The 13,247-nt window shown below is 35.9% G+C and carries 11 protein-coding genes, 1 tRNA gene and 1 riboswitch; of the genes, 7 read left to right on the top strand and 5 right to left on the bottom strand.

The genetic code is table 11. The features are described 5' to 3' along the window. Positions 1–738: 738 nt before the first annotated feature. The gene (gene hemC / locus ACP6PL_RS04675) at positions 739–1,701 is read right to left on the bottom strand and encodes a hydroxymethylbilane synthase (RefSeq protein ID WP_426543051.1); all 963 of its coding nucleotides are present in this window, start codon (positions 1,699–1,701) and stop codon (positions 739–741) included. Positions 1,702–1,907: 206 nt separating this feature from the next. Here hemC and ACP6PL_RS04670 point away from each other — a divergent pair, with 206 nt between their 5' ends. The 5 genes from ACP6PL_RS04670 (at position 1,908) to ACP6PL_RS04650 (ending at position 7,798) form a co-directional block, all read left to right on the top strand. Then, complete coding sequence (locus tag ACP6PL_RS04670) at positions 1,908–2,765, top strand: hypothetical protein (RefSeq protein WP_426543049.1); 858 nt, start codon at positions 1,908–1,910, stop codon at positions 2,763–2,765. 113 nt (positions 2,766–2,878) lie between these two features. Beyond that, a complete protein-coding gene (locus ACP6PL_RS04665; RefSeq protein WP_426543047.1) occupies positions 2,879–3,193 on the top strand; it encodes a hypothetical protein in 315 nt (104 codons plus the stop codon). 550 nt (positions 3,194–3,743) lie between these two features. Further along, positions 3,744–3,839, top strand: a riboswitch (TPP riboswitch). Positions 3,840–3,846: 7 nt separating this feature from the next. Then, positions 3,847–5,226: a phosphomethylpyrimidine synthase gene (thiC, locus tag ACP6PL_RS04660; RefSeq protein WP_426543045.1), complete on the top strand. Its 1,380-nt coding sequence runs from the start codon at positions 3,847–3,849 to the stop codon at positions 5,224–5,226. A 742-nt stretch (positions 5,227–5,968) separates the two neighbouring features. Then, the gene (locus ACP6PL_RS04655; protein ID WP_426543053.1) at positions 5,969–7,150 is read left to right on the top strand and encodes a tetratricopeptide repeat protein; all 1,182 of its coding nucleotides are present in this window, start codon (positions 5,969–5,971) and stop codon (positions 7,148–7,150) included. A 426-nt stretch (positions 7,151–7,576) separates the two neighbouring features. Then, the gene (locus ACP6PL_RS04650; RefSeq protein ID WP_426543043.1) at positions 7,577–7,798 is read left to right on the top strand and encodes a DUF4327 family protein; all 222 of its coding nucleotides are present in this window, start codon (positions 7,577–7,579) and stop codon (positions 7,796–7,798) included. A gap of 432 nt (positions 7,799–8,230) precedes the next feature. Here the strand turns inward: ACP6PL_RS04650 and ACP6PL_RS04645 are convergent, their stop codons facing one another. Both ACP6PL_RS04645 and pyrE read right to left on the bottom strand, forming a co-directional pair. Beyond that, on the bottom strand, positions 8,231–8,710 hold the full coding sequence (locus ACP6PL_RS04645) for a tellurite resistance TerB family protein (protein ID WP_426543041.1): 480 nt from the start codon (positions 8,708–8,710) through the stop codon (positions 8,231–8,233). Then, positions 8,700–9,332 carry an orotate phosphoribosyltransferase gene (gene pyrE / locus ACP6PL_RS04640; protein WP_426543039.1) on the bottom strand — a complete coding sequence of 211 codons (633 nt, stop codon included), beginning with the start codon at positions 9,330–9,332 and terminating at the stop codon, positions 8,700–8,702. Before pyrE ends, ACP6PL_RS04645 begins: the two co-directional genes overlap by 11 nt. A 414-nt stretch (positions 9,333–9,746) precedes the next feature. Here pyrE and ACP6PL_RS04635 point away from each other — a divergent pair, with 414 nt between their 5' ends. Continuing rightward, positions 9,747–10,148 carry a hypothetical protein gene (locus tag ACP6PL_RS04635; RefSeq protein ID WP_426543037.1) on the top strand — a complete coding sequence of 134 codons (402 nt, stop codon included), beginning with the start codon at positions 9,747–9,749 and terminating at the stop codon, positions 10,146–10,148. Positions 10,149–10,242: 94 nt separating this feature from the next. On the opposite strand, the gene ACP6PL_RS04630 is transcribed toward ACP6PL_RS04635, so the two are convergent. Then, a tRNA-Arg gene (locus ACP6PL_RS04630) sits at positions 10,243–10,315 on the bottom strand. 81 nt (positions 10,316–10,396) lie between these two features. Between ACP6PL_RS04630 and ACP6PL_RS04625 the strand changes: the two genes are divergently transcribed. After that, positions 10,397–11,776, top strand: coding sequence for a hypothetical protein (locus ACP6PL_RS04625; RefSeq protein ID WP_426543035.1), 1,380 nt, complete (start codon positions 10,397–10,399; stop codon positions 11,774–11,776). Positions 11,777–12,922: 1,146 nt separating this feature from the next. Here the strand turns inward: ACP6PL_RS04625 and ACP6PL_RS04620 are convergent. Then, the gene (locus tag ACP6PL_RS04620; protein ID WP_426543033.1) at positions 12,923–13,117 is read right to left on the bottom strand and encodes a hypothetical protein; all 195 of its coding nucleotides are present in this window, start codon (positions 13,115–13,117) and stop codon (positions 12,923–12,925) included. Between the last annotated feature and the right edge of the window lie 130 nt (positions 13,118–13,247).

The raw sequence follows: 13,247 nt of genomic DNA, 5'->3' as shown, positions 1-13,247 counted from the left end.
TCTACTGTAATGATTTTGGCTTTATTATAAGTGATCATCCGAACATGATATAACACAGAATTATTGGTCACCAGACCTATATCTGTTGCCGATTTTACCGGGATTGACCGGATAAAATCTGCTTGAGGGGTCTATTTATCCCGACGCTCATCTTTCAGATAGAGCGCGGGACTCACAGCCCCTCAAACTCCCCATCAGTTAAACCTAATATTTGCTTAAAACCAGTTACAAATTCATTAATTGATAATTACCTCTCCCTAAAACGGTAGGGAAAATTTTTTCTTCTTTCTCCTTTAAAGGAGAGGCTTTTTACCTTAATTATTCGGTAATTTAAATTCTAAAACAGCAATATATGTTATTAGCTGAACATTTTGAAAGTGCTTGTTAGTTAACTATTTAGTATTACTAAGGGCGAGACTAGTTTCAGTTTAACTATCAGGACTTACGCAGTACAATGTATTTTCGTCATTGCGATCGACAGGGAAGCAATCTCAAATCCTAGTTTTTCGTACCTCATGCGTAAGTCCTAACTATCAAAAATATTACCTCACTATCAAAAATATTACCTCAAGATGTATTTTTACTGATAACAGAAAAATTGAGGGACAATTCTTACTCCTACCTCCTCTATAATTCCCCTAACTCCTGTCTCCTGTCTCCTGTCTCCTGACTCCTACCCCTATTAAAAGACTTTATTCAGCAAACCCTAAATATTCCAAGTTTATAGATAATTTAAAATTAACTACGGTCAATTTCTGCCAAAATTGCATCTAAAATTTCTTGGGCACCTTGTTCTCTCAATTTTCTCGCTAATTCGAGACCTATTTGTTCTGCCTCAGCAGTAGCACCAGTTACAACATCCTTAACCAATTTTTTACCATCTAAACTAGCAACTAAACCAGTTAAAGTTAGTTGTTCCCCTTCTATTTGGGTATTAACACCAATGGGAACTTGACAACCCCCTTCTAACTCTCTCAAAAAAGCACGTTCGGCATAACATCTATGAGCAGTTGCAGTATGTTCCAGACTCTTCAACAAATTTAGAATATCAGTATCTCCAGCACGACATTCTATTCCTAAAGCGCCTTGCCCAACTGCATGAAGAGACACTTCTGGAGGTATAACTTGATGAATGCGATCGCTCATTCCTAATCTATGCAAACCGGCAAAAGCCAAAATAATGGCATCATACTCTCCAGCATCTAATTTTGCTAGTCTAGTATTCAGATTACCACGAACATCCTTAAATTCCAAGTGGGGGTAATGGTGGCGTAGTTGTGCCAAACGTCTCAGAGAAGACGTACCAATAACAGCACCTTCTGGCAAAGTCTCAAGTTGTTTATCCTTGAACTTTTCATGGACGACTAAAGCATCTGCCGGGTTTTCCCGTTCGGTGACGCAACCCAACATTAAACCTTCTGGTAAGTTAGTTGGTAAGTCTTTGAGAGAATGAACTGCCAAGTCAGTTTTCTTTTCCAGCATTCCCACTTCCAATTCTTTAGTGAAAAGTCCCTTATCCCCAATTTTTGCTAGGGGCACATCTAGAATTTTGTCCCCTTGGGTAGACATAGTTTCGACTTCAAATGTAATGTCTGGGAAATGTTTCTGGAGTTCTTCTTGCACCCAGTAGGTTTGAACTAAGGCAAGTTGGCTTTTGCGGGAACCGATCCGAACCGTACGAGTAGAAGCAGATACTGTCATTTTTTCTATTGAAATTAATAAATTTGGTCATTCTTTCTAGACTACCGTAAAAGGGGGCCTAAATCTTTGAAGTCAGAAGTCAGAAGTCAGAAGTCAGAAGTTAGATATTTTTAGCGCAGGGAATAAATAAGAATTTTAGGAGATTATTTCATAGAATTAAGCGTGAAATTATTTGTAAAGTATTTACAGTGAATTCGTATAAGAAAATGAGTCAAGAAGAAAGAGAAGTTTTGGAAAAAATTGCTCAGGTTATGGAAAGTTTGCCTAGTGAAAGTTTGTTGGCAAAATGTTGGACTGAAGAGCAAAAGCAAGAATGGCAAAAAGCAAGAAATGTTCAAGTTTATATAGCTGAATGTTGGAGGGCTAAGTTTATATATCAGCAAGGAGACCCAATTGTAGAAGCTTTAGAAAAAAAAGAAATTGTTCAATATAAGTATGATTTAATTTGGCTAACTGTCAACCAATACAAAACTCAATGGGAACTTATTCAAGTAGCAGAAAAGTATGTCAGACAACTGCACTCTGCATTTACTAACCTTTTATCTAGCAAAAAAATAAGTTCTCAATTCTATAAGTTTTTCCCAGATAGGATTTTTCTGAAGCCATATCCATTTAATTCTGCTTATGATTTGTTTGTAGCTACTTTAAAAGAAGAGATAGAAGGTTCTTTTAAAATTTGCCTAGAAAAACATTATGATATTAATCTTAAAACAATAAAAAAAGGTGTTAAACAATTAATTGAAATTATTAAGCAAACGGATAATCATTCAGGAATTTACTCTGAACTTCATCCTAAAAAACAGCAAACTTTGAAAAAAAATATGGGTTGGCGTAGATTCAGTTTTTCTTGGTTGGGAACAACTATTTTAATTTGTCAACTTGTAGCAATTTGGAACTCTTCTGTCAGAACAAAATTGGCTGCATTTAATAAATCATCGATAGAGGCTTTGAACTTATCTATTAAAGCGAGTAGTAAACTTAAACTTCAAGCATTCACCTGGATAGATGGACAAAAAGTTCCCTTTGATAAATTTGGTGGAGTACCTCTTAAAAATGGAAAATAGTCAAGAGATTTTAACAAAACTTCAAAACAGGAACAGTTTTCCTCTACCTCACAGATAAAGGAATTAAGTTGGAAGAGTCAAAGTTCATATCGAACCAAACTGGAGAGAAACAAATGTTGAGTTCTAATACTCCAAAATCTGAACTATTCCAACCTGAAAATTTATCTGAAATAACAATGGAAAAAATGTTAGACAAAATGGAGGAAAATTGTAAATTAGCACTAAGTCTAATATTTGAGGAAATTCATGCAATTAAAAATATGCGTCAGTTATATCAAAATTATCAAAGCGAAATTCAGCAACTTCAAGAACAAGTTGGTAATTTAAAGATGGTTATCGGCAGTAAAGATGAAAAAATTCAAGAATTAGAATGTTTAGCACATCCTGAATCTCCAAATGGAGATGCTATTTGTAACTGGTTATCTTAATTTTTATCGAAATACTTAATAACTATGACTATAAAAGTCATGGTTATTATACGTAAGCATTCAGCTATTAGCAGTCAGCTTTTAGCAATGAAAAGGAACGATGTAGCTCTATAGACTTTTTAGGTTAACTGATGGACTTTTACAGTAACTTTTAATTAGCATGAAATCTCGCTTATTACTTTTTTCTCTTTTAAAGGTAATGAAGCTGAGAGCTGAGAGCTGACTGCTGAATGCTTACTATTATACTTTTTATAATTAGACAAAATAGAGTAGTCTTTGCAGAATACTTTTCAATTCTTAATTGTTATTTTTTAGAATAATTTGCATGAACGAGGGAATATCAATAATCAACTTTCTGGCTTTTGCTAGAAATCATTAGAGTTATCCAGAAAAGAGGGAGTACGAGGAAATAATTGATAGTTTTTTGAGGATAATTGATTGGATTTTTTATGATTGGAGATGTCTATATAATTTCTTTTTTTAACTTTTGACTCCTGAATTATGACTTCTGACTTACTTTCTCTCGATCCCAAAAAAATGGTATAGTGAAAAATTAAGCTAGGGGTGCCTAGATATTCAGGCTGAGAAATACCCTTAGAACCTGAGACTGGTTAATACCAGCGGAGGGAAGCTGTTTATTTAAGGGAAAAAATATGCGGACAGAATGGATCGCCAAGCGTAGTGGACACAAAAATGTCTCTCAAATGCACTATGCTCGTCAGGGAATCATCACTGAAGAAATGGACTTTGTGGCCCAACGAGAAAATCTCCCTGCTGAGTTAATCCGCGAAGAAGTAGCAAGGGGACGGATGATTATCCCTGCTAATATTAACCATACTAACCTCGAACCAATGGCTATTGGCATTGCTTCTCGGTGTAAAGTTAATGCTAATATTGGTGCATCTCCTAATACTTCTGACATTGAGAAAGAAGTTGATAAACTAAGACTGTCTATTAAATACGGTGCAGATACCGTTATGGACTTATCTACAGGTGGCGGTAATTTAGATGAAATTAGAACTGCCATTATCAATGCTTCCCCAGTTCCTATAGGTACCGTACCAATTTACCAGGCAGTAGAAAGCGTTCACGGCAGAATAGAAAATCTCACTGCCGATGACTTTCTGCATATCATTGAAAAGCACGCTAAACAAGGGGTAGATTATCAAACTATTCACGCTGGAATGTTAATTGAACATCTACCTCTAGTCAGAAGTCGTATTACTGGTATAGTTTCCCGTGGCGGTGGAATTATCGCTAAGTGGATGTTACACCACCATAAGCAGAATCCATTATACACCCATTTTGACGAAATAATCGAAATCTTCAAAAAATATGATGTTTCCTTTAGTTTAGGGGATTCTTTGCGACCAGGTTGTACCCACGATGCAACTGATGAAGCGCAATTAGCAGAATTAAAAACATTAGGTCAATTAACTCGCCGTGCTTGGGAACATGATGTCCAAGTTATGGTAGAAGGTCCTGGTCATGTACCGATGGACCAAATTGAGTTTAATGTGAAAAAACAAATGGAAGAGTGTTCGGAAGCTCCTTTCTATGTTTTAGGCCCATTAGTCACAGATATTGCTCCTGGTTATGACCATATTACTTCTGCTATTGGCGCTGCAATGGCTGGTTGGTATGGTACGGCAATGTTATGTTACGTTACTCCGAAAGAACATTTAGGTTTACCTGATGCTGAAGATGTAAGAAATGGGTTAATTGCTTATAAAATTGCTGCCCATGCTGCAGATATTGCTCGTCGTCGTCCGGGAGCGAGGGATAGAGATGATGAACTTTCTGCTGCTCGTTATAATTTTGATTGGAACCGTCAATTTGAATTATCTTTAGATCCAGATCGAGCTAAAGAATATCACGACGAAACTTTACCTGCGGATATCTATAAAACTGCTGAATTTTGTTCTATGTGCGGACCGAAATTCTGTCCAATGCAAACTAAAGTTGATGCTGATGCTTTGACAGAACTAGAGAAGTTTTTAGCGAAAGACAAGGAAGTTGTAACTCAAAGTTAATAGCGATATTAATTCTGAAATAATTAGGGTTGGTAGAAAAAACTAATATTTGGGTTTAATTGTTTATCCTTTTATTTAAACCTACCCTATAAACTTATATTTTCCTCTTTTGTTAAAGTTTGAATCATTAAGAATAAATAACTAAACTCCTCTAAAAAACAGGGGAGTTTTTAATTTTTAAATCTGAAATAAATTTATTGAAAATTATCAGCATTTACCCTTCATTAATATTAGGGACGGGTTCCAGGTTAAATTAAGAAGTTTAACCATCAGATTAAATAAACTCGCCCCAAAATCCAACGCACAAAATTAGCTGTGTCAGTGTACTACTGGATTGTTTCTGAACAATTAAACATTTGCCTACTTTACTACTGAGGTTAAAATTGTTTGTAGTCAATTGCAGATTTTTTTTCAAACAGGGACTATAACATGAAATTTTCTAGTTGTGAGGAAGGAGATAAAATCTATGGTTTCTCCTAAGAAATGGTTATCTATTCTCAGTATTAGTAGTATGATGTTATTTAGCATCAGTTTCTTTCTCTTAATATTACCAAATATTGTGAATAAGGGAGAAGTTGCTGTTCAAACCAATCCTGATACTGAAGCAGACAAAGTTTTTGATGAAGGAACGAAACTGTATCAGCAAGGAACAGCAGAATCTCGAAGGCAAGCGATCGCTAAATGGGAAGAAGCACTATTACTTTTTAGGAATACGGGCAACCTAAAAAAAGAAGTAAACACAATGGTTTGGATTGGTTTTGTCTACTCTAGCTTAGGAGAAAAACAAATTGCTCTTAATTACTACAATCAAGCATTACCTCTATTTCAGCAAGTAGGCGATCGAGGTGGGGAAGCAGACACTCTTAATAATATTGGCGGTGTCTACAATAGCTTAGGAAAAAAACAAAAAACTCTTAATTACTACAATCAAGCATTACCTCTATTTCAGCAAGTAGGCGATCGGCGTGGGGAAGCAGACACTCTTAATAATATTGGTTTTGTCTACAATAGCTTAGGAGAAAAAAAAATTGCTCTTAATTACTACAATCAAGCATTACCTCTATTTCAGCAAGTAGGCGCTCGGGGTGGGGAAGCAGACACTCTTAATAATATTGGTTTTGTCTACAATAGCTTAGGAGAAAAAAAAATTGCTCTTAATTACTACAATCAAGCATTACCTCTATTTCAGCAAGTAGGCGCTCGGGGTGGGGAAGCAGACACTCTTAATAATATTGGTTTTGTCTACTCTAGCTTAGGAGAAAAAAAAATTGCTCTTAATTACTATAATCAAGCTTTACCTCTATTTCAGCAAGTAGGCGCTCGAGGTGGGGAAGCAGACACTCTTAATAATATTGGGGGTGTCTACTCTAGCTTAGGAGAAAAACAACTTGCTCTTAATTTCTATAATCAAGCATTACCTCTATTTCAGCAAGTAGGCGATCGAGATGGGGAAGCAACTACCCTCACAAGTATTGGCGTTGTCTACGATAGCTTAGGAGAAAAAGAGAAAGCACTCAATTTTTTTAATCAAGCTTTACCTCTGAGACAACAAGTAAGGGATCGGGGTGGAGAAGCAACTACTCTCAATAATATTGGCGCTGTGTATGATAGCTTAGGAGAAAAAGAAATTGCACTCAATTACTACCAGCAAGCTTTACCTCTATTTCAGCAAGTAAGGGATCGGGGTGGGGAAGCAGGTACTCTCAATAATATTGCTTGGGTTAAACGAAACCAAGGAAAACTGAATCAAAGCCTAGCTTCCATCGAAAAATCCCTGGAAATAATAGAAAATCTCCGTACTAAAGTTGCTAGTACCGAACTTCGTGCTTCTTACTTCGCCACCGTGCAGGATAGATACGAATTCTACTTGGTATTAGCTGGGATAGACTTCCCGCTACTCGCACTGAAGCAGAAGCAATTATAGCTTTAATATCATGTCCGGTTGAATAGTTATAATTAAAGTTCGTAGTAGGGCTTCAGCCCTAAGTATATATCGGGCTGAAGCCCTACTACAAACAAAAACTTTTTTATCACTGATTATCCGGACATGATATAATACCAAAGTCGGAGCGTACTCAAGCTTTTGATTTTCAGGCTAATCGGAAAACTGCAACTAGCCATGAATTAGGCAAATATCAGATTGTGCATTATTTTCAAGGCTAATAATTAACTTTACCAAAAACCAGCTTTTTAAAACGTCAAAGTAAATACAGCAAGACAAAAATATTTCCTGGATAATCAGATTTATGTTTCTAGGTATGAGTTATATTTTTGACAACAAAGTTTCACTCGAAATTAGTAATTCTGGTTAATTGTCTGTTTAAAAATATCTACGCTTAGGAGAAATCCAATGGTTCAAGCTACTATCTACTCTCTTGATTTGATCAAGGATGAAGTACAGGAATTATTAAGGCAAAAACTTATTAGTCGTCATCAATCTATTTATACTCTTCGTTGGTATATTCCTAATCGAGATTGGAATGAAATTGAGTTAGAATTAGAGAGAAATAACTTTCTGTCTAGAGACCGTATTATTGACTTGATTGGTAAAGAAGAATGGCGAGAAGATTAACCAAAAAAATCTAAATCTATACTAATTCACTTGAAAAATGTCACACATAGTTTCAAACGAAAGATATGAAATAATTTGCTGACATTACTGTAGCATCAAAATTTTGAGTCTATAACCCACATTCTGTACGTCAATTTGTAACATTAAAAGTAGTATAAAAAACTGTAGGTTGGTAAGTATTTATACTATATAGCTCTTGCATTTGACCTTTCTGAGGAGTCAGACGAGGGGGAAAATATTAAGCATAAATACTCAATTACTTACTCCTCTTGACCACTATAATTATCTCCTGTCTCCTATCTCCTGTCTCCTGTCTCCTATTTTTGATACTACATTTTGTTGTGCAGAATGTAAGTATAACATTTTACCTTTTAAATTTTGACTTCTGTGAAGCAGTATAGTTTCTCATATTATGATATTTAATCCAATCAATTAATCTAGTTCTAGAGCTTTTTTGATTTGCTCTAGAACGATAGCTTCTTTTTGACTAACTTTAGGTCCTGTGCCAAATATTCCTTCTCCAGAAGCATTAGCTATTTGATTAGCTATTTCATAGAGAAATTCTTTGTATTCTTGAGCTTCTATAGGATTAGCTTTAAGATGAGCGATCGCTACCGCAGCTTTAAGTTTTTCTAGTGCATCTTTGAGAAAATCTGTAAAATTTTCTGAATTTTCTATCTCATTTATTTGAGTTGTTTTATCAGCATCAGAAGTATCTGCTAATAAATCCTGAATAAGTTGATTATTTTGATAATTATACTTTGTTTGCTTTTGAATTTTTGGCAAAGCAAATACTTCTTTTACTACTGAGAAAAGTGTAAAATCTGAACCAATAACTATCATCGAAACCAAAGTAATTGCCTGTAATAATAACTCCCATTCTGAGTCTGTCAAATCTGCTTTAGTCGTCATTTTTATCGTTAAGATTTTTCAGATTTTCTTGTAATTCTGAGATTGTAAATATTGACTCAAACTGAATACCTTCTTTATCATAAAATTCCCCACCACCTTGTTGTCTATCAACAAGAGAAAAAATCTGATTAACCTGATAACCTGCCTCTCGTAGTCGATTAACCGCCATCATTGCTGATGCTCCAGTTGTGACGACATCTTCCAAAACAACTACTTTGGCATTAGTTTCTAATATTGGCCCTTCAATGTAAGACATTGTGCCATGTCCTTTCGCTTGTTTACGAATAATTAAAGCTGGTATAGGTCGATTTTCATAAGCAGATACCACACTCACAGCAGTCACAATTGGATCTGCACCCAATGTTAAACCTGCTACCCCTTGAGTATCTTGAGGTAACATGGACAATAGTAATCTGCCTATTATCAGAGCGCCCAGAGGATGAAGAGTAACATATTTACCATTTATATAATAGGAGCTACTTTGCCCAGAGGATAGTACAAAATTTCCCTCACGATAAGCTAACCGACATAACAGATCGAGTAGTTGTTGTCTAATAGTTATTAAATCAGCACTAGTTAAATCTAAAGATGAAGAATTTAGAGATGTAATTGAGTTTTTCATATCAAGGCCGAAAGAAATTTAAAAGTCGAAAGTAAGAATCGTATAACCGGATTTTAGATTATTTGGTAACTATGAGTAAGTATCAGTTTTGAGGAGAACAATCCAGACTCAAATTTAATTTTCCCATTCTTCTGAACTTATAATAAAAAAACTTATATCATGTCCGGTTGAATACTTATAATTAAAGCTTGTAGTTGGGCTTTAGCCCGAACTGTAGATAGGGCTAAAGCCCAACTACAAACCATATACTTTTTTATCACTGATTATCCGGACATCATATTACAGCACTTTTGAGGATAGTGAGGCACAATTTAATACTAATTCCCTATTCCCTATTCCCTGTTGCCTATCTAGATAATCTCGCTGCTATAATACGAGCAATTTAGCACTAATAATCTAAATAAGTTATAATTTATGGCCATGAATTGGAAAAGTCTTAGTGGCACGATTCTTTTTTCTGCGATCGCGACCGTAACATCTGTCCAGGTTGCTCAAGCGGGACATCCAGAAGATCCTGCCCGTACATATCAACCTTTTGCAGAAGAGTTTAACCGAGCAAGTCAAAAACGTTCTGGTAACTTTTTTGGAAAAAGAGACCTCTTGCATCAGATAGGTCGTTATTTTGGTATTCCTAAATATCCAGAGCAAGCTATTGAGAGTGATAATCGTCGAATTAACCAGTTATACATAGATGAACAGAGACGACAATTTTCTAGTACCCCAGTTATTCGGACTCCCGATATGATTAACCCCTATAATCAATCTGTATTGACAGCTCCTCCTTCTAACTCAACCCCTAGTTTTGGTGGTAATTAAGTTATTTCGGGAGTAGGGAGTAGGCAGTAGGCAGTAGTTCCTTAAGAAACCCTATTTCTAGGATATTTTTTTCCTTCTACCTTACTTCCTCAAACGAGCACGGAGGGATTTGAACCCCCGACACCCAGAACCGGAATCTGGTGCTCTATCCACTGAGCTACGCGCCCTAATATATAAATGTAAGGATAGCATCTCTAGTCTCAAACTGGCAATAGAGGAATTATTATTTTTCCTAAAGGGGTAAAATTGTGACTGTACGATTTTACCGTAACAACAGCATGGAAAGAACTCATCATAATTTCTTAGAAAAACTAGCATCCCTATCAGACAATTTTCCTAACTTAGGTATTCGCCTCTCCCTAGCAGCTAAAGAACTACAAAATGCAGGTACTCCTCCTTCAGAAAGTTTACTAGAAGAACTAATGGCCTACTGTAAAAATTTTGCCAATCTGAAAGACCAGGGACTAAAATTGGCACAAACATCTCAAGTTTCTACAGGGGCAATACTTTCCTTTACAGACTTAGAAAACTTAATTAAAGCAGTTACAAAAACCACAGCATCATCAACCAGTCAACCAGCTTTAGATATTCTTAATCAAATTTTGGCGATCGCTCATCAAGAGCAACCAGAATTTCCTCCTTTACAATCAGTTAAAACACAAGCTCAACAATTATATCAAATAATTTCTCAAGCAAAATCTGAAAAATTACCTGATGATGCTCAAGCTTTAATTGAAGATAGACATCCACTTTCAGCAGTATTAAAACTTGTCAAACAAGGAAAAAATTTAGATGATGAACAGTGGTTGGAATTGGAAGAAAAAGTTAACGCTACCTTTGGCAAAAAATTAACCTTAGCTATATCCAGAGGAAAATTGACAATTCCTAATGACTCTTTATCAACAATATCTAGAATTAAATTACCTGCACTCGAAGAATTAGAGCAAACTAAAAATATTGCTAGTCAAGCAACTAATCTGCAAAAGTCAACTACTACAAATTTACCACCTTTAATAGTAGTACCCTCTGGTGGTGGTGAACCTAATCAAACACCTATTGACGATCCAGATATAATTATTTTAGAAGAACCGACACCAGCAAAACCTCTAGAGGAAATTATTATTGTTCCTGGAGTAGAAACACCTCAAAATTCTCCTAAAATTGAAAGACCAAATATCATGTTTGGAGAAACTACCAATAAACCGTCAGGAATTTCTGTAGGATTAAAAGTTATAGTTCATATACAAAATATGGGCGATCGCTCATTTGCTGCTGGAGAATATGCAGGTACTCGCGGTCAAGGTTTCCGTGTAGAAGCTTTTCAAATTAATATAGAGCCGCCTATCCCAGGATTAAACCTGGAATATATGGCTAATGTTGGTGGAGTTGGTGATACTCCGTGGTTACAAGCTGGAAAATTAGCAGGGGAGCGTGGAAGAGCGCGTAGACTAGAGGGGTTTGCCATGCGACTTACAGGTTCTCAAGCTGGCAGTTATGATATATGCTACACTGCTCATGTGCAAAATATGGGAGATTCGGCTGTTTATCGTAATGGTCAATATTGTGGTACCCGCAATAAATCTCTAAGGGTAGAGGGAATGAAAGTTTGGATAGAACGTAAAAGTTAGGAGTTAGCAGTCATACCGTTTCACGGAAGTCAAAAGCGAGTGGGTAATTCTGAGGTTTCCTCAGAATGTAAGACGTACTCAAGACAGTCAAAAGTAAGATTTTGTAGAGTCAAAATTTGACACTACATTAATTTCAGGAAATTATTTCACTTATGTAGTCTGAAACTATTTGTGACATCTTTAAAGTGAATTGGTATCAGACTTTTTTTATATGGCAGAAATAGGATAACTATTAATCTAAATCTTCTGCCACTTCTGTTTCTAAACTTCAAGGAAATGATAATTTTATATTACAGCGCTTTTCAGATTGACGTTGAGATCCTTCTTTTTTACAGGCACTGAAGAAAACAAAGATAACGTTATTGCCAACGTTCCCGGTTTTACCTTTAAAGGAGCTGGTTAGTATGCTTTTGAGAGCTAAAGTCAAAAATTATTAGCTATCTGAGTAGAAAGCGATCGCGGAGCATTGTGGATGCAACATCGCTCTATTAACTGCTCAAAATGTAGTTATATCATGTTTGCTTAATTAGTGATAAAAAAAAATTCCTCCTCAAGGTTCTTTCTTCCTCCTGACTACTCCCTAAATTATTTATAACTGTTAATCCGGAAATGATATTACCAATAATTCTTTTTAATTTAAAAGGAACTTCAAGAGCGATAGCAGCCCCGAAACAACTTACAGCACTTTTTAGGATGGTGAGGTACACTTGAAGACTAATATTATGTGCCCCCTTCGGGGGAGCTACGCTAACGGTTAAATAAGTTATTATAATTAAAGTTCGTAGTAGGGCTTCAGCCCGAACTGTAGATAGGGCTGAAGCCCTACTACAAACCATATACTTTATTATAAGTGATTATCCGTTAGCGTAGCTCCCCCGGAGGGGGCACATGATATAATCTCTCTTCATCCCGTGAGCTAAAGTGATCAAACTTTGTACCTCACTAACTCCGAAACAACTTAAATTTCCTGTAGATATTTACCCTTTAGTTTACACGCTCCGATACCAGCGGACATAATATTACACAAGGTTGATTTGTCATTGCGATCGTAACGTAGTGTAGGGAAGCAATCGCAGAGTTTTTGCGATTACTTCGCTGTCGCTCGTAATGACGTAATTATCTTGCTTTTGCGTAAGTCCTATTATTTTAAGAATATCTAGTAAAATACTTAAAATTTAGTATCAAATCTAAGCTAGATCGGATTCTATAGTAACCAATCATACACAATAATAATGCTTCCGTCCATTCAACCACGGTGTCGTAAGTATAGCCAGTATGACCGCCCAAACAACGGTTCAACCAACCTGTCAGTAGAGCTATCGCTATTCCTCCTATTGCCATGTCAGAAGCTACTAACCAACTTTTCAGGGTTTAATAAAATTTTGATTCCACTGAGATTTACCAATAAAAGTAGACTTTTTCATTAATTGATAATTGATAATGGATAATTGATAATTACCTCTGGTTAAAA

It is taken from the genome of Dapis purpurea BLCC-M126 (genome assembly GCF_050015975.1).
GTDB lineage: Bacteria > Cyanobacteriota > Cyanobacteriia > Cyanobacteriales > Microcoleaceae > Trichodesmium.
The sequence above is the reverse complement of the archived record's forward strand: the minus strand, read 5'-3'. Positions and strand labels throughout refer to the sequence as shown.